Source organism: Pseudomonas sp. 2848 (genome assembly GCF_003253945.1).
In the GTDB taxonomy this organism is placed as follows: domain Bacteria; phylum Pseudomonadota; class Gammaproteobacteria; order Pseudomonadales; family Pseudomonadaceae; genus Aquipseudomonas.
Genome location: NZ_QKZD01000015.1, coordinates 45,179 through 62,087, shown reverse-complemented (window position 1 = coordinate 62,087; position 16,909 = coordinate 45,179). Strand labels below are relative to the sequence as shown.

Below are 16,909 nucleotides of genomic sequence, written 5' to 3'. Positions count from 1 at the left end.
AGAGCAGATCAAGAACAGATCAAGAACAGATCAAGAACAGATCAAGAACAGATCAAGAACAGATCAAGAACAGATCAAGAACAGAGCTTTTGGTTTTTCAGTGGATGTTATGTTGTTTTTCATTACGCCATCGCGGGGCAATCCCGCTCCCCCGTTGAATAACGTAGTCAAACTATCGTGGGAGCGGGCTTGCCCCGAGATGTTGATCTAGAGTTCCCACGATGGCAACTAGCGACTAGCTGCGTTAGTGCAGGCGCCGCCCGTAACTTCGCGACTTCAGGAGGCCGAACGCAGGTCTTGCGGAGGGAGGTGACGGGCATGGATGCCCGTCAAGCGCTGCGCCCCAGGATGGGGCGTTCAGCGCGGTCCTCCCGGGAGCAAGGCCGGAGTGAGGGAACCCGGAGCGAAGCGGAGGGCCGGATGAATGGAGCGCCACGGCTTTGCTTACTTTGGCCACGACCAAAGTAAGCCGCCGTAAGGGCGGAAAGGTGACTGTGCGTCGACATCGCAAATGAATGCGCTTAAAACTATAAAAACCGATGCCGATTGACTTTGACTTTGACTTTGACTTTGACTTTGACTTTGACTTTGACTTTGACTTACACAGCGTGTGTTTTAAAAGTTATATGCGCATTCATTCGCCATGTCGACGCATACTCACCTTCTCGCCTTTACGGCGACCTCCTTAATGAGATGGTCACCCCGGCACCCTGCGAGGCGTACGCTTTCGCAGGGTGTTTTTTCTTCGGAGACCGTCATCATGGACGAACTTCCGAGGTCATGCCTGCATGACATTGCATTGGTGCAAAGAGCCGACTGCGTCGTTAAATATTATTGACCTCGCTTGCGCCAAACCCTTGTCACTCAAGGCTCCGACGGCCTACAGCCCCCGGAAAATGGCGGCTTGGGGGCTCGTCACTCGTTTGACATATCGAACGGCTCTGGCAAGCTATGAGTCAGGCCCCGACCGACATCGCCTGCAGGGCGAGCCGGCAGTGCTCGGGGCTTCAGGCAGCACTCAAGGCCCCGGCCGTGCGCCTGCACAACAACGACAGGCATGACCTGTCTCAAGGTGACATATGTCCAACAGCAACATTGGCAACAAGCAACCTTCCCTGCGCAAACCCGTCGTCCTGATGACCATGGGCAGCCAAGAGCGCAAAGGCCATGACTATCAGGTCATGACCCACAAATATATTTCCCCGCTGGTCGAGTTCTCCGGTTGTGTCCCGGTCCTGGTGCCCACCTGCTGCGGCGTCGAAGACCTCGAGACCTACCTGGACATGGCCGACGGCGTGTACCTGACCGGTGCCGGCAGCAACATCGACCCGGCCCTCTACGGCCAGGACAACCAGACCCCCGGCAAGGGCCAGGACAAGGACCGCGACCTGTTCGATATCCCGCTGGTCAAGGCGGCGATCAAGCGTGGCCTGCCGATCTTCGGCATCTGCCGCGGCATGCAGGAAATCAACGTGGCCCTCGGTGGCGACATCTACCAGAAGGTCTACGCCGAGCCAGGCTTCAACGACCACCGGGAAAACCCGGAAGATCCGGTCGAGGTCCAGTACGCCCAGGTGCACGGCGTCAAGATCAAGCCGGGCAGCTGGCTGCGCGACACCCTGGGTAGCGACGAAATTCGCGTCAACTCGCTGCACGGCCAGGGCCTGCGCAACCTGGGTGCCGGCATCGAGCCGATCGCCCATGCCGAGGATGGCCTGGTCGAGGCGATCCACGCCCCGAGCATCTCGCCCTTCCTGTTCGCCGTGCAGTGGCACCCGGAGTGGCAGGCGGCGAAGAACCCCGACTCGATCAAGATGTTCCAGGCCTTCGGCGACGCCTGCCGCGCCCAGGTCCGCAAGTCCCAGGTCAAGCGCAACCAGGCCGCCTGACCCTCTGAAGCTTCGTTAGCTTTGATCGCGGGGCGGCGCAAGGTCGCCCCCGTTTCCCACGGTCACCCTCTGCTGGTCCCAGAACACCTCCCGTGGAAGCGGGCGGCGGGCTTGTGCCTGTCTCCGCGATCTTTTTTCCTCTCCCCCTCATAGAGATACGATGACCCATAAGGTCTCGTGTCGTTTTGCAGCGCAAGCCCGCTCCCCCAGTCCGGCAGAGCTGTCACGCCATGACTATAGGCGCGGTCTGGCCAAGCGCTGAGGCCAGATCTGATCACTACCCCTCAGAAAATCCATGGACAGGGCTAGCCATCGAACAAGTTGTACGATAACTTACCTCTCACCTTGGTACCTCCTCCTTCCAAGCGCCACAGGATGCCTACAACAATGACCCCACAAGAACTGCAATCCATCCTCTCCCAAGGCCTGCTGTCGTTCCCCGTCACCGACTTCGACGCGGCCGGCGACTTCAACCCCGCAGGCTATGTCAAACGCCTGGAATGGCTCGCCCCGTACGGCGCCAGCGCGCTGTTCGCCGCCGGTGGCACCGGCGAGTTCTTCTCCCTGGCCGCCAGCGAGTACAGCCAGGTGATCAAGACTGCCGTCGACACCTGCGCCACCTCGGTACCGATCCTCGCTGGCGTCGGCGGCTCGACCCGCCAGGCCATCGAATACGCCAAAGAGGCTGAACGCCTGGGCGCCAAGGGCCTGCTGCTGCTGCCCCACTACCTCACCGAAGCCAGCCAGGACGGCGTCGCCGCCCATGTCGAGGCGGTGTGCAAGGCGGTGAACATCGGCGTGGTGGTCTACAACCGCAACGTCTGCCGGCTGAACGCCGACCTGCTGGAACGCCTGGCCGAGCGCTGCCCGAACCTGATCGGCTACAAGGACGGCCTGGGCGACATCGAGCTGATGGTGTCGATTCGTCGCCGCCTGGGCGATCGTTTCAGCTACCTGGGTGGCCTGCCCACCGCCGAGGTGTATGCTGCGGCGTACAAGGCGCTCGGCGTGCCGGTGTACTCGTCGGCGGTGTTCAACTTCGTGCCCAAGACCGCGATGGACTTCTACCACGCCATCGCCCGCGACGATCACGCCACCGTGGCCAAGCTGATCGACGACTTCTTCCTGCCGTACCTGGACATCCGCAACCGCAAGGCCGGTTACGCCGTGAGCATCGTCAAGGCCGGGGCGAAGCTCGCCGGTCATGACGCGGGCCCCGTGCGCACGCCGCTGACCGACCTCACCGCGCAGGAGTACGAGATGCTCGCCGCGCTGATGGACAAGATGGGCCCGCAATAAGCGAGCGCCCCGCGGCCTGCCAATGCCGCCGCCGGAGCAGGTTCGACTCGCTCCGGCCGACAACCGATCCCCGTATAAAAATAACGAGTGGGAGTAACCAGCATGCAAGCGACGCAAAAGACGCATGTACGCTACCTGATCCTGTTGATGCTGTTCCTGGTGACCACCATCAACTACGCCGACCGCGCCACCATCGCCATCGCCGGCTCCAGCCTGCAGAAAGACCTGGGCATCGACGCGGTTACCCTCGGCTACATCTTCTCCGCCTTCGGCTGGGCCTATGTGGCCGGGCAGATCCCCGGCGGCTGGCTGCTCGACCGCTTCGGCTCGAAGAACGTCTATGCCTTCAGCATCTTCACCTGGTCGCTGTTCACCCTGCTGCAGGGCTTCGTCGGCGGGCTGCCGGTGGCCTGGGCGGTGGTCACGCTGTTCACCCTGCGCTTCCTGGTGGGCTTCGCCGAAGCGCCGTCGTTCCCCGGCAACGCGCGGATCGTCGCGGCCTGGTTCCCCACCCAGGAGCGCGGCACCGCCTCGGCGATCTTCAACTCGGCGCAGTACTTCGCCACCGCGCTGTTCGCCCCAATCATGGGCTGGATCGTCTTCACCTTCGGCTGGGAACATGTGTTCGTGGTCATGGGCGTACTGGGTATCGTGTTCTCGGCGGTGTGGATGAAGACCCTCTACAACCCGCGCCAGCACCCACGCATCAGCAGCAGTGAGCTCGAGCACATCGAACAGAACGGCGGCCTGGTGGACATGGACCAGAAGCGCGGCGGCGACGGCCCGAAATGGGGCTACATCAAGCAGCTGCTGACCAGCCGCATGCTGCTGGGCGTTTACCTCGGCCAGTACTGCATCAACGCCATCACCTACTTCTTCCTCACCTGGTTCCCGGTGTACCTGGTGCAGGAGCGCGGCATGACCATCCTCAAGGCCGGCTTCATCGCTTCGTTGCCGGCGGTATGCGGCTTCATCGGCGGGGTGCTCGGCGGGGTGCTGTCGGACTGGCTGCTTCGCCGCGGTAACTCGTTGACCTTCTCGCGCAAGCTGCCGATCGTCTGCGGCCTGCTGCTGTCTACCACCATGGTGTTCTGCAACTACGTCGAGGCCGAGTGGATGGTGGTCGGTTTCATGACCCTGGCGTTCTTCGGCAAGGGCATCGGCGCCCTGGGCTGGGCGGTGGTCGCCGACACCTCGCCCAAGCAGATCGCCGGCCTGTCGGGCGGGCTGTTCAACACCTTCGGCAACATCGCCTCGATCACCACGCCGATTGTCATCGGCTACATCATCAGCGCCACCGGTTCGTTCAAATGGGCCCTGGTGTATGTGGGCGCCAACGCCCTGGTGGCAGTGTTCAGCTACCTGGTGATCGTCGGCCCGATCAAGCGCATCGAGCTCAAGGAGCCGCCCAAGCGCGAACCTGCGCCCGACGCCGAACTGGCCCGCCAGTAAACAGGACACGTCAGCGCCCAACGGCGCCGGCGACAGCACCACGCCTGAGAGACAAGACAAGAAGGGCCTGACCATGCAGTTGATCGAACATTCCGAGTCGCCCCGCTACGTACGCCTGCACCCCGACGACAACGTCGTGGTGGTGGTCAACGACGGCGGCCTGGGCGAAGGCGCGCGCTTTGCCGATGGCCTGACCCTGGTCGAGGGCATACCGCAGAGCCACAAGGTCGCCACCGTGGACATCCGCAAGGGCGAGGCGGTGCGCCGCTATGGCCAGGTCATCGGCCATGCCCTGGCAGACCTGCGCCAGGGCAGTTGGGTCAAGGAAGATCAACTGGCGATGCCGGCCGCGCCCGAGCTTACCAGCCTGCCACGCTGCGACGCCGTGCCTGCCGCCCTGCCGCCACTCGACGGCTTCACCTTCGAGGGCTACCGCAACGCCGACGGCAGCGTCGGCACCCGCAACATCCTCGGCATCACCACCACCGTGCAGTGCGTGACCGGCGTGCTCGACCACGCGGTCAAGCGTATCCGCGCCGAACTGCTGCCCCGCTACCCCAATGTCGACGATGTGGTCGCCCTCACCCACAGCTACGGCTGCGGCGTGGCGATCAACGCCCGCGACGCCTACATCCCGATCCGCACCGTGCGCAACCTGGCGCGCAACCCCAACCTAGGCGGCGAGGCGCTGGTCATCAGCCTGGGCTGCGAAAAGCTCCAGGCCGGCCAGGTGATGCACGACGGCGATCCGTCTGTGGACCTCAGCGAGCCGTGGCTGTACCGCCTGCAGGATGCGACGCTGGGCTTCGGCGAGATGATCGAGCAGATCATGGCCCTGGCCGAGACCCGCCTGAAAAAGCTCGACCAGCGCCGCCGCGAGAGCGTGCCGGCCAGCGAACTGATCCTCGGCATGCAGTGCGGCGGCAGCGACGCCTTCTCCGGCATCACCGCCAACCCGGCGCTGGGCTATGCCGCCGACCTGCTGGTGCGCGCCGGCGCGACGGTGCTGTTCTCGGAAGTTACCGAGGTGCGCGACGCCATCTACATGCTCACCTCCCGCGCCGAAACGCCGGAGGTCGCCGAAGCATTGGTGCGCGAGATGGACTGGTACGACCGCTACCTGCAGCAGGGCGCCGCCGATCGCAGCGCCAACACCACGCCGGGCAACAAGAAAGGCGGCTTGTCCAATATCGTCGAAAAAGCCCTGGGCTCGATCGTCAAGTCCGGCAGCGGCGCGATCCAGGGCGTGCTCGGGCCCGGCGAGCGGGTAACGCGCAAGGGCCTGATCTTCTGCGCCACCCCGGCCAGCGACTTCGTCTGCGGCACCTTGCAGCTGGCGGCCGGGATGAACCTGCATGTGTTCACCACTGGTCGCGGCACGCCCTATGGCCTGGCCATGGCGCCGGTGGTCAAGGTGTGCACCCGCAGCGAGCTGGCCCAGCGCTGGCCGGACCTCATCGACATCGACGCCGGGCGCATCGCCAGCGGCCGGGTGAGCATCGAGGAGCTGGGCTGGGAGCTGTTCCATTACTACCTGGACGTGGCCAGCGGCCGCAGGCAGACCTGGGCCGAACAGCACCGGCTGCACAACGACATCACCCTGTTCAATCCGGCCCCCATCACCTGACGAAGCGTGCCTGGGCCCTTCGCCGACAACACGCCCCCTGTGGGAGCCGGCTTGCTGGCGAAACGAGTGCGTAGCACTCGCCCAGGCCCTGAACCCAGCCATTCATCTACAGGAGCATTCCATGCCCGAAATCCTCGGCCACAACTTCATCGCCGGCCAGCGCAGCGCCCTTGGCCCGCAACGCCTGCACAGCCTCGACGCCACCAGCGGCGAAGCCCTGCCCTACAGCTTCGTCCAGGCCACCGAGGGCGAAATCGACCGTGCCGCCCGCGCCGCCGCCGACGCCTTCAGCGCGTTCCGCCAACTGCCCCCGGCCCGCCGCGCCGAGTTCCTCGAAGCCATCGCCGCCGAACTGGACGAACTCGACGACCACTTCGTCGCCATCGTCTGCCGTGAAACCGCCCTGCCCGCCGCGCGCATCCAGGGCGAGCGCGGCCGCACCAGCAGCCAGATGCGCCTGTTCGCCCAGGTGCTGCGTCGCGGTGACTACCTCGGTGCGCGCATCGACCTGGCGCTGCCCGAGCGTCAGCCGCTGCCACGGGTGGACATCCGCCAGATGCGCATCGGGGTCGGCCCGGTGGCGGTGTTCGGTGCCAGCAACTTCCCGCTGGCCTTCTCCACCGCCGGCGGCGACACCGCCGCGGCCCTGGCCGCCGGCTGCCCGGTGGTGTTCAAGGCCCACAGCGGCCATATGGCCACCGCCGACCTGGTGGCCTGCGCCATCCTGCGCGCCGCCGACCGCACCGGCATGCCCAAGGGCGTGTTCAACATGGTGTTCGGCGGTGGTGTCGGCGAATGGCTGGTCAAGCACCCAGCCATCCAGGCCGTCGGCTTCACCGGCTCGCTGACAGGCGGCGACGCGCTGTGCCGCATGGCCGCCGAGCGGCCGCAACCGATTCCGGTGTTCGCCGAGATGTCCAGCATCAACCCGGTGATCGTCCTGCCCGGCGCCCTGGCCAAGCGCGGCGAGGCCATCGCCCGCGAACTGGCAGGCTCGGTGTGCCTGGGCGCCGGCCAGTTTTGCACCAATCCCGGGATGGTGATCGGCTTGCAGTCCCCAGGCTTCAGCCAACTGCTGGGCGAGTTGGGCCGACACCTGGATCAGCAGGCCGGGCAGACGTTGCTCAATGCCGGTGGCCTGCGCAGTTATGTCGGCGGCCTGGAACATCTGCAGGCCCACGCCGGCATCCAGCATCTGGCGGGGCAGCCGCAGCAAGGCGATCAGGCTCGCGCCCAGCTGTTCAAGGCCGATGCCCGCCTGCTGGCAGAGGCCGACCCGCTGCTGCAGGAGGAGGTGTTCGGCCCGGCCACGGTGGCCGTGGAGGTTGCCGACGAGGCACAGTTGCGCGCCGCCCTGCTCGGCCTGCGCGGCCAGCTCACCGCCACGTTGATCGGCGAGCCGGAGGATCTCGAAGCCTTTGCCTGGCTGGTGCCTCTGCTCGAAGAGAAAGTCGGGCGCATCCTGGTCAATGGCTACCCGACCGGGGTCGAGGTGTGCGACGCCATGGTCCATGGCGGGCCTTACCCGGCGACCTCGGATGCTCGTGGTACTTCGGTGGGAACGCTGGCAATCGATCGCTTCCTGCGGCCGGTGTGCTACCAGAACTACCCGCAGGCTTTGCTGCCGGAGGCGTTGCGTGACGGCAACCCGCTGGGCGTGCGGCGCCTGGTGAATGGGCAGTGGTCCGATCAGGCGATTTGAGCGCCCTGAAAGCGTCACTTGGGGCTGCTACGCAGCCCCTACCAAGGTGATCAGTCCCTTTGCGCCTCGGCCTCTTCATGGGCCTGGCGCAGGCGTTCGCGGCTGTTGCTCAAGTGCATGCGCATGGCCATCTTGGCGCCTTCGCTGTCGCGTCGGGCGATAGCCTCGTAGATCGCTTCGTGCTCGTGCATCAACCGGCTCATGTAATGCGCCTGGTCGTCATGGGCCAGGCGCGCCGAGTTGAGCCGGGTACGCGGGATGATGCTGGTGCCCAGGTGATTGATGATGTCGGCGAAGTAGTGATTGCCGCTGGCCTGGGCGATGCGCAGGTGGAACTGGAAGTCCGCCGACACTGCATCCGAGGCATGGGCCGCGCCCTCGTTGAGCTCGTCCAGCGCGGCGCGCATACCGGCCAGTTGCTCGTCGCTGCGACGCTCGGCCGCGAGGCCCGCCGACTCGATCTCCAGGGCAATGCGCAACTCCAGCACCGCCAGCACCTCGCGCAGGGTGACGATGGTCGCCGGGTCGATACGAAAACCCCCGGTGCTTGGGGCGTCCAGCACAAAGGTGCCGATACCGTGGCGGGTCTCGACCTGGCCCGCGGCCTGCAGCCGCGAGATGGCCTCACGCACCACGGTGCGGCTGACCCCTTCCTCGGCCATGATCTGCGATTCGGTGGGCAACTTGTCGCCGCGCTTGAGCTGGCCGCTGCGAATGCGCTCGGTCAGCACCGTGACCAGTTCCTGGGCCAGACTGCGTGGCTTGCGCCGGGTCCGTGCCTGTACCTGCTGCTCTGTCATGCCCTGTCTGTCTGGTTGTGGAAGACAGGCGCGATGATAGCGCAAGCAGTTGTACGATCACATACGTCCGGGCGGGTTTTCATGCGCCCTGCCGCGCCGTCGAGGGCGTGTGGCCCATGACCTTGCGGTACAGGCTGGAAAATGCGCTGGGGCTCTCGTAGCCCAGGTCCAGGGCGATGGCCGTCACCGCCTCGCCCGCCGCCAGGCGTGTCACCGCCGCCATCAGGCAGGCCTGCTGGCGCCATTGGCCGAACGACAGCCCGGTCTGCTCGCGAAAACGCCGGCTGAAGGTGCGCGGGCTGCAGTTGAGTTGACGCGCCCAGGCCTCGGCGCGGGCATGGATCAACGGCTGCGCCAGGAACGCCTGGCACAGGGCCGCCAAACGTGGCTCCGTCGGCATCGGCGCGAACAGCGGCAGGCGCTCGGCCTGGCCCAGCTCGTGCAGCAGCAGCCCCAGCAGCAGGCCGTCGCGCCCCGCCTCGTCATGCAGGGCCGGCACCTCCGCGCTGGCCAGCAACAGCTGGTGCAGCAGCGGCTCGACCCGCAATGCCTCGCACACTGCGCCCGGCCGGGGCACCGCTGCCGGCTCGATGTACAGGCTGCGGGTACTCACGCCGCGCATGCGCACCTGGTGCGGCTTGCCGGGAGGAATCCACACGCCGCTGCCGGGAGGAATGACCCAGGCGCCATCGTCGGTAAGCACCTCCATCAGCCCGCTCATCCCATACAGAAATTGCGCCCGGCGATGGACATGCCTGGGCAACAGGGTGTCGGGCGGGTAATCGGTGGCGATGGCCAGTACCGCACGGGGGGTGGCATCGATCTGGGACAGGGGAACATTGCGCATGACAACAGGCTCTGGCCGTAATGCGATGATTATTGGCCAACTGGCGCAAGCCGGCCAAGGGGCAGGCGCCTACGCTGGGAGCCCCCGTCCTGGCCCTGAGGCTGCTCCCATGCTCTACCCCCTGCTTGGCCTGTTCGGCCTGTGTGCCGGCGTCACCACCTTGCTGTTCGGCTTCGGCGGCGGGTTCTTCGCCGTGCCGCTGCTCTATGCCCTGCTGCTCACCAGCCACGGCGCCGGCACGGCCGTGGCGGAGCATGCCATGCAGATCGCCGTGGCCACCTCGGCCACGGTGATGATCTTCAGCAGCGCCCTGGCCACCTGGCGCCACCACCGCGCCGGCAGCCTGCGTTGGGACCTGGTGCGGCCCCTGGCGCCGGCCATTGCCGTCGGCGCCCTGCTCGGCGCCTGGGCCGCCCTGTACGTGACCAGCGCCTGGCTGCGCGGGCTGTTCATCGCCTACCTGCTGCTCAGCCTGCTCGATGCCTGGCTGCGCCCGGGCTTTGTCCGCACAGGCGGGCAGGCCCGGGCTGCGATGAGCCATGCCAGCGCGACCCTGGCCGGCCTGCCCATCGGCGCGCTGGCGGCGCTGCTTGGCGTCGGTGGCAGCGTGATGACCGTGCCGCTGATGCGCCGCCGCGGCGCCAGCATGCGCACCGCCACCGCCATGGCCAATCCGCTGTCGCTGCCCATGGCCCTGGCGGCCACGCTGGTCTATGCCCTGGTGCCGAGCAGTCAGTCTGACCTGGACGCCGGCCTGCTCGGGCTGATCGACCTGCGCGCCGCGCTGGTGATGACAGCTGGCGCCTGGTTGGGCATGCACCTGGCCGCCCCCTTGCTGGGGCGCATCCCCGACCACGTGCATGCCCGGGCCTACCTGGCGCTGCTGGCCTGCGTACTGTTGGTGATGCTGCTCGTTGGCGATTGAGCCTGGCCATCGGACATGCCCGCGCTGTAGGTTGCGACCTGCTCTCTCCAAGGAAGGAAACCGCATGAAGACGTTCGATCGCCTGCTGCTCGCCACTGGCCTGCTCATCCCGCTCTGGCTGCTGTCGGGCGTTGGCCTGACCGCCCTGGCCTATCCCGGCTACGACCATCTGCAGCAGGCCATGAGCCAGCTCGGCGCGGTCGGCGCGCCGACCCATGGCTTCTCGCCCTGGGTCAACAACTTCCCCCTGGCGTTGCTCTTCGGCCTGTTCGCCTGGGGCCTGGCGCGGCGCTGGCGGTACTCGGGGCTGGCTCGGTTGAGCGCGGGGCTGGTGCTGTTGCACGCTGTCGGCAGCCTGGGTACCGGCTGGTTCCCCTGCGACCAGGGCTGCGCGCCGCTGGAGCCGTCGTTCTCGCAACAGATGCACAATCTCAGCGGCCTGCTGATGTTCCTCTCGCTGACCCTGGCCAGCGTGTTGTGGATCTGGCTGGGCAAACGCGTGGCAGGCTCCCCGTGGCTGGGAAGGTGGTCACTGCTGTGCTCGGTGCTGGCGATGATCACCTTGGTGCTGATGGCCAAGGCCGCGCAAGGCGGTGAACTGTTCGGCCTGTACCAGCGCCTCAACTACGGCATCAGCGTGTTGTGGGTTGCCGCCTTGGCCCTGCAATCGTTGCGCTGGCGTTCCCGCGATGGCCTGCAAATGGCCATCGCCTGACGGCAAACTGCTGGCCCCCAGGCGTCGAAAGCGCGGGCAAACTTCGTTTTCCTTCAGATGCTTAGGACAGCAACATGCGCGTAATTCTAGCAACCGTGGCTGGCTGCCTGCTGGCCACGACCGCCTTCGGCGCCCAGGCCCGGGCCCTGAGCCAGAACGATCGCCAGGTATGCGGCTGGGGCGCGCAGATCGCCGCCGAGGCGCAACAGGCCAAGCTTTCCGGGGTGACCCTGTATGCCACGCGCAAGAAGCTGCAGGTACGCAAGTTCGCCAAGCCATGGATGCGCATGACGGCGTTCGGGATCACCGAGCAGACGTACAACAGCCGCTCGCGGCTTAAGCCGGCGGCGATCAAGCAGACGTACTACGAGCAATGTGCCCAGCATGCAGTTGCTAAAAAATAGTTCATATAATTCATATGGTTATGAGCTATATGAAATGTAATTTATTAGCATATATTGAAGTGGTTTCGAGGTATTCGGCGGCGTAGTCGGCAGCCGAGGGAGCGGGCTTGCCCAACGATCTGGCCAAGCTGCCATCGCGGGACAAGCCCCCTCCCACAACACCTCCCTGTCAATCAGGCCTGTCGATCAAGGCTCCGCAATCCCCGTGGTATCGCCGATCAGTGTCTGCGCCTTGAGCGGCAGCGGTGCCGCCTTGCGCAGCGCCGCCACCTGCCCCGCAGTCACCGCCGCGGCCTGGTTGCCCCAGCTGCTGCGAATGAAGTTGACCACATCGGCCACCTGCTGGTCCGACAGCCGCCAGCCGAAGCCGGGCATGCTGAACGTCGACGGCGCGCTCGCCGTGGCCGGGAGGGTCGCGCCTTCCAGCACGATGTGGATCAGCGAGGTGGCATCCTGCCCCTGCACCACCGGATTGCCTGCCAGCGCCGGGAACACCCGGGCATAGCCCTGGCCGTCGGTACGGTGGCAAGCCCCGCAGTTGTCCACGTACAACGCCGCGCCCGTCTTGCCGTCATTGCCTTGCCACAGCGCCCGGGCCACGCTGGGGTCCGCCTGGAACGGCTGGTCGTCCGGGTTGGTCGGCGGCAAGGTCTTCAGGTAGCGGGCAATGGCCGTCAGGTCGGCATCGCTCATGTACTGCATGCTGTGCTCGACCACGTCGCTCATGCCGCCGAACACCGCCGTGCGCTCGTTGCGGCCGGTCTTGAGGAAGGCGACGATCTGCGCCTCGTTCCAACTGCCCAGGCCGTCCTTGTGGTCGCCGCGCAGGCTCTTGGCGATCCAGCCCTCGAGCGGTGCGCTGCCGGCCAGGAAAGCGTCGCCATCGGTGGTATCCAATGCCTTTTCCTGCAGGGTGATCGCCCGTGGCGTATGACAGGCGCCGCAATGGCCCAGCCCTTCGACCAGGTAGGCACCCCGCGCCACCACCGGATCACGCCCTGCGGCTTCGACCGGCTTGACCTCGGGCGCGAACAACCCACGCCAGAACGCCAGCGGCCAGCGCATGCTCAATGGCCAAGGGATGTCGCTGGCCTTGTTCTGCTGCGCCACCGGCTGCACGCCGTGCATGAAGTAGGCATACAGCGCCTGCATGTCCTGATCGCTGACCCGGGCATAGGACGGGTATGGCATGGCCGGATACAGCGTACTGCCATCCTTGCCGATGCCCTGGCGCACGGCGCGCTCGAAGTCTTCGTAGCGGTACTGGCCGATGCCGCTGGCGTGCGGGGTGATGTTGGTCGAAAAGAGGGTGCCGATCGGCGTCTCCATCGGCAGCCCGCCGGCGAAGGGCTTGCCGCCCTTGGCGGTGTGGCAGGCCACGCAGTCGCCGGCACGGGCCAGGTACTCGCCCTGCTTGACCAAGGCTGGATCGACGCCGTCGGCGGCATGCAGCAAGGTGCTCGCACCCAGGCCGAGCATGGCGATGAACAGTGTCTTGAGTTTCATGACCGGCCTCCTCATGCCTGCACCAGTGGGCCGGGGTTCTTCAGGTAGCGTTCGCGGATCGCCCGCGCCGACCAGTAGGTCAACGCCGCCACCAGCCCGGTGGGGTTGTAGCCCAGGCCCTGGGGGAAGGCCGAGGCGCCAGGCACGAACACGTTGTGCACGTCCCAGCATTGCAGGTAGCGATTGAGCGCGCTGGTCTTCGGGTCGGTGCCCATGATTGCGCCGCCATTGAGGTGGGTGGTCTGGTAGGTGGAGGCATCGAAGTGCTGGCCGAAGGCCTTTTTCCCCGCGCTGATTGCCTTGGGCCCCATGGCTTCGGCGATCTTGCCCATGCGCTCGACCATGAAGCGGTTCATCTTCACGTCGTTGTCCTTCCAGTCGAAGGTCATGCGCAGCAGCGGCTGACCGTAGGCGTCCTTGTACACCGGGTCCAGGTCGAGGTAGTTGTCGCGGTAGGACTGGTGCGCGCCGTGGGCGTCCATCGACAGCATGTGCCGGTAGCTGTCGGCCACCGCGGCCTTCCAGGCGCTGCCCCATTTCGGCGTGCCCGGCGGCACCTTGGTGCCGGAGATCGGCTTGGCGCCCGCCTGGTTGACCCAGAACGGCGAGCCGCCGACGAAACCGTGGGGGCCATGGTCGAAGTTGTCGGCGTTGAAATCGTCCACCGCCACACCGTTGCCGCCGGCACCGATAAAGGGGTTGGTATGGTGGCTGTCGCGGTCGAAGAACGCGGTCACGGTGGAGATGTTCTGGTAGGCGAAGTTGCGCCCCACCACGCCTTGGTTACTGACCGGATCGTAAGGCTTGCCAATGCCCGAGAGCAGCATCAGGCGCACATTGTTGTACTGGAAGGCACCGAGGATCACCAGGTCGGCCGCTTGCTCGACCTCGCGCCCCTGGCTGTCGACATAGGTCACGCCGGTGGCCAGGCGTTTGTCCTCGGTCAGGTTGACCCGCAGCACATGGGCGTTGTTGCGCAACTCGAAGTTGGGCACCTGGCGCAGGGCCGGCAGGATGTTCACGTTGGGCGAGGCCTTGGAGTACATGTAGCAGGCATAGCCGCTGCAATAACCGCAGAAGTTGCACGGCCCCATCTGCGCGCCGTAGGGGTTGGTGTACGGCCCGGAGGTGTTGGCCGACGGCAGGTTGTAGGGGTGATAACCGACGTCACGGGCGGCCTTCTCGAACAGTTGCGCCGACACGGTGTTCTTCTGCGCCACCAGCGGGAAGTCGCTGGAGCGGTCGGCGGCGAACGGGTTGCCGCCCTTGTCGCGGCCCACCACCTGGCCCTTGATCGACCAGGCCGTGCCGGAGGTGCCGAACACCTTCTCGGCGAAATCGAAGTACGGCTCCAGCTCTTCGTAGCTCACGCCGAAGTCCTGGATGGTCATGCCGTCGGGGATGAAGGCCTTGCCGTAGCGCTCCTCATAGTGGCTGCGCAGGCGCAGCTCAACCGGGTCGACGCGAAAATGCACGCCGGACCAGTGCAGCCCCGCCCCACCCGTGCCGGTGCCGGGCAGGAAGGCGCCGAACTGGCGATACGGCACGGCCACGTCGTTGACGCTGTGGCGCAGGGTCACGGTCTCGCGGGAGATGTCCATGAACAGCTTCTTGCGCGAGTTGTAGGTCAGCTCGTCCATGGTCTGCGGGTAGACGCCGTCCGGGTAGGTGTCCCGGGCCGGGCCTCGCTCCAGGGCGAGCACCTGCAGGCCGGCCTCTGTCAGCTCCTTGGCCATGATTGCCCCGGCCCAGCCGAACCCGACGATCACCACATCGACTTTTTTCATCTGGCTCATGCTTCAACCCCGCTCGCCGCTGATGGAGACCGGCGGGAACGGATAACGCTCGTCGCGCTCCACCCAGTCCATGAAATCGGCGCGGGCGCCGGGGAAGCCCACCAGCTTCCAGCCGACCAACCCCTGGTTGCCGCCGTGCAGCGGGTCGCTGAAAAAGCCTTCGCGGGTGTTGAGCCAGAGCATGTTGAAGAAGGTGGCCGCCGGCAACGAGGCAAACGTCGCCGTGCCGCCGTCCAGGGCTTCCAGTACCTGCTGCTGGTGCGCAAGACCGAGCTGGGCGAACGCCTTGCCGAACTGCGCCTTGCACCAGGCGTCGGTCTCGGCGATGCCCAGCCGGTAGATCTCCTGGGGGTTGAGCTTGAGCTGGTAGCCCAGCTCGCTGGGGGCGTCGGGGTGGAATGGCCCCTGCATGTACCACAGCCCGCCACTGCCGTAGCGGGTGTTGAGCTGGCGGTCGATGAACTCGGGCACGCCGGCATCGGCCGCGCCCGCGCCCAGGGCATCAGTGGGTATGAGCACGGCCACGGCGGCGCTGACGAAGGCCCACTCCTCCTGGGTGAAGAAGGTCGGCTGGTAGGCGCGCGCGGTAACCGGCCGGGCCGGTTCGGCGGCTGCCGGGGTGGCGCTGTCGGCGAGCACTGCACCGCCCAGTCCCGTGCTGGCGAGGGTCGCCACCGGGATCAGGGTCAGGGATTGGCGCAGGAACGCCCGGCGCGCCGGTTGCACGGAGGCGGGTTGGTCCTTGGACATGAGGATGTCTCTCTGTTGATCAGGTCATACGGGAATCGTCGCCCTTTTCGCCAATGAAGATCCCGGCGCCGGCCGTGCAAGACAGCGCTGTCTTGCGCGGCCGGCCTTGAATTGCCAAGGGGTCGCAGAGCGACCCCGGGATCTCGAACCAGACAAAGGCTGTTGTTTTGGTAGGCATGAGGCAAGCACGACGCTCACCAGGTTCAGTTGTTTCGCCGCTCCCAGGCCACAGGGTTGACCAGGTTCGTCGGCCGCTCGCCAGCCAGCGCGGCCAGCAGGTTGTCCACTGCGCAGCGGGCCATGGCTTCGCGGGTCTCCAGCGTGGCCGAGCCGATATGCGGGGTGACCACCAGGTTGTCCAGTTGCAGCAGCGGCGAATCGGCCGCCAGCGGCTCCTGCACGAACACGTCCAGCCCGGCGCCACGAATGCGCCGCTCGGCCAGGGCCTGCAACAGTGCCGCCTCGTCGAGCACGCGGCCGCGGGAAATGTTTACCAGAATCGCCGAGGGCTTCATCAGGGCCAGCTCGCGCGCGCCGATCAGGTTGTGCGTAGCGCCGGTCAGCGGCAGGCACAGGCAGACGAAATCGGACTCGGCCAGCAACGCGTCAAGGCTGCGATAGCCAGCGCCGAACCGCGCCTCCACTTCGGGCCGCGGCTGACGGGTGTGGTACAGCACGCGCATGCCGAAGCCGGCATGCGCGCGCCGGGCCAGGGCCTCGCCGATACGGCCCATGCCGACGATGCCCAGGGTCTTGCCCTGCACGTCGCAGCCGAAGTGCGCCGGCCCGATCCCGGCCCGCCAGTGGCCGGCGCGAATCCAGCCGTCGAGCTCGACCACGCGCCGGGCGCAGGCCAGGATCAGCGCGAAACCGGTGTCGGCGGTGGTTTCGGTGAGCACGTCGGGAGTGTTGGTCAGCAGCACCCCGCGCTGATCCAGCGCCTCGATATCGTAGTTGTCCACGCCCACCGACACGCTGGAGATCACCTCCAGCTGCGGCGCCAGGTCGAGCAGCGCGCGGTCCAGGCGCAGGCTGGCGCCCAGCAGGCCATGGGCGCCCGGCAGCGCAGCGCGCAAGCGCGCCAGGCCATCGGCGGCCGGCGCTTCCACCAGGGTCACCTCGGCCTGCGCGTGCAGGCGCTCCATCAGTTCATCGGACAGGCGTTTGTAGGCGACGATGCGCTTTTTCATGCTGAGG

Annotated in this window: 14 protein-coding genes; 8 read left to right on the top strand and 6 right to left on the bottom strand. The window is 66.2% G+C overall.

The genetic code is table 11. From position 1 onward, the window contains the following. Positions 1-1,079 precede the first annotated feature (1,079 nt). The 5 genes from DFS21_RS23640 to DFS21_RS23620 all read left to right on the top strand — a co-directional run bounded on the left by DFS21_RS23640 (position 1,080) and on the right by DFS21_RS23620 (position 7,969). Positions 1,080-1,889 (top strand): gamma-glutamyl-gamma-aminobutyrate hydrolase family protein, encoded by an 810-nt coding sequence (locus tag DFS21_RS23640; RefSeq protein WP_046855389.1) that lies wholly within the window; start codon positions 1,080-1,082, stop codon positions 1,887-1,889. A gap of 387 nt (positions 1,890-2,276) precedes the next feature. Further along, a complete protein-coding gene (kdgD, locus tag DFS21_RS23635; RefSeq protein ID WP_110704046.1) occupies positions 2,277-3,188 on the top strand; it encodes a 5-dehydro-4-deoxyglucarate dehydratase in 912 nt (303 codons plus the stop codon). Positions 3,189-3,290: 102 nt separating this feature from the next. Then, the gene (locus DFS21_RS23630) at positions 3,291-4,640 is read left to right on the top strand and encodes an MFS transporter (protein ID WP_102685231.1); all 1,350 of its coding nucleotides are present in this window, start codon (positions 3,291-3,293) and stop codon (positions 4,638-4,640) included. Positions 4,641-4,713: 73 nt separating this feature from the next. Next, positions 4,714-6,267 carry a galactarate dehydratase gene (gene garD / locus DFS21_RS23625; RefSeq protein ID WP_110704044.1) on the top strand — a complete coding sequence of 518 codons (1,554 nt, stop codon included), beginning with the start codon at positions 4,714-4,716 and terminating at the stop codon, positions 6,265-6,267. A 121-nt stretch (positions 6,268-6,388) separates the two neighbouring features. Next, positions 6,389-7,969: an aldehyde dehydrogenase (NADP(+)) gene (locus tag DFS21_RS23620; protein ID WP_110704042.1), complete on the top strand. Its 1,581-nt coding sequence runs from the start codon at positions 6,389-6,391 to the stop codon at positions 7,967-7,969. Between the two features lie 50 nt (positions 7,970-8,019). On the opposite strand, the gene DFS21_RS23615 is transcribed toward DFS21_RS23620, so the two are convergent. After that, a complete protein-coding gene (locus DFS21_RS23615) occupies positions 8,020-8,769 on the bottom strand; it encodes a FadR/GntR family transcriptional regulator (protein ID WP_110704040.1) in 750 nt (249 codons plus the stop codon). Between the two features lie 79 nt (positions 8,770-8,848). Continuing rightward, a complete protein-coding gene (locus tag DFS21_RS23610; RefSeq protein WP_110704038.1) occupies positions 8,849-9,616 on the bottom strand; it encodes a helix-turn-helix domain-containing protein in 768 nt (255 codons plus the stop codon). A 109-nt stretch (positions 9,617-9,725) separates the two neighbouring features. Here DFS21_RS23610 and DFS21_RS23605 point away from each other — a divergent pair, with 109 nt between their 5' ends. The 3 genes from DFS21_RS23605 to DFS21_RS23595 all read left to right on the top strand — a co-directional run bounded on the left by DFS21_RS23605 (position 9,726) and on the right by DFS21_RS23595 (position 11,660). Further along, positions 9,726-10,541, top strand: coding sequence for a sulfite exporter TauE/SafE family protein (locus DFS21_RS23605; protein WP_111533254.1), 816 nt, complete (start codon positions 9,726-9,728; stop codon positions 10,539-10,541). Between the two features lie 64 nt (positions 10,542-10,605). Then, positions 10,606-11,256 (top strand): DUF998 domain-containing protein, encoded by a 651-nt coding sequence (locus DFS21_RS23600; protein ID WP_111533253.1) that lies wholly within the window; start codon positions 10,606-10,608, stop codon positions 11,254-11,256. Positions 11,257-11,330: 74 nt separating this feature from the next. Next, complete coding sequence (locus tag DFS21_RS23595) at positions 11,331-11,660, top strand: hypothetical protein (RefSeq protein ID WP_102685238.1); 330 nt, start codon at positions 11,331-11,333, stop codon at positions 11,658-11,660. A 186-nt stretch (positions 11,661-11,846) separates the two neighbouring features. On the opposite strand, the gene DFS21_RS23590 is transcribed toward DFS21_RS23595, so the two are convergent. The 4 genes from DFS21_RS23590 to DFS21_RS23575 form a co-directional block, all read right to left on the bottom strand. Continuing rightward, positions 11,847-13,166, bottom strand: a complete 1,320-nt coding sequence (locus tag DFS21_RS23590; protein WP_110704032.1) for a cytochrome c — start codon at positions 13,164-13,166, stop codon at positions 11,847-11,849. Between the two features lie 11 nt (positions 13,167-13,177). Further along, complete coding sequence (locus DFS21_RS23585) at positions 13,178-14,953, bottom strand: GMC family oxidoreductase (protein WP_111533252.1); 1,776 nt, start codon at positions 14,951-14,953, stop codon at positions 13,178-13,180. Between the two features lie 12 nt (positions 14,954-14,965). Beyond that, entirely contained in the window at positions 14,966-15,712 is a 747-nt protein-coding gene (locus tag DFS21_RS23580; protein ID WP_102685241.1) for a gluconate 2-dehydrogenase subunit 3 family protein, read from the bottom strand. Between the two features lie 203 nt (positions 15,713-15,915). Further along, the gene (locus DFS21_RS23575; protein WP_111533251.1) at positions 15,916-16,902 is read right to left on the bottom strand and encodes a D-glycerate dehydrogenase; all 987 of its coding nucleotides are present in this window, start codon (positions 16,900-16,902) and stop codon (positions 15,916-15,918) included. Between the last annotated feature and the right edge of the window lie 7 nt (positions 16,903-16,909).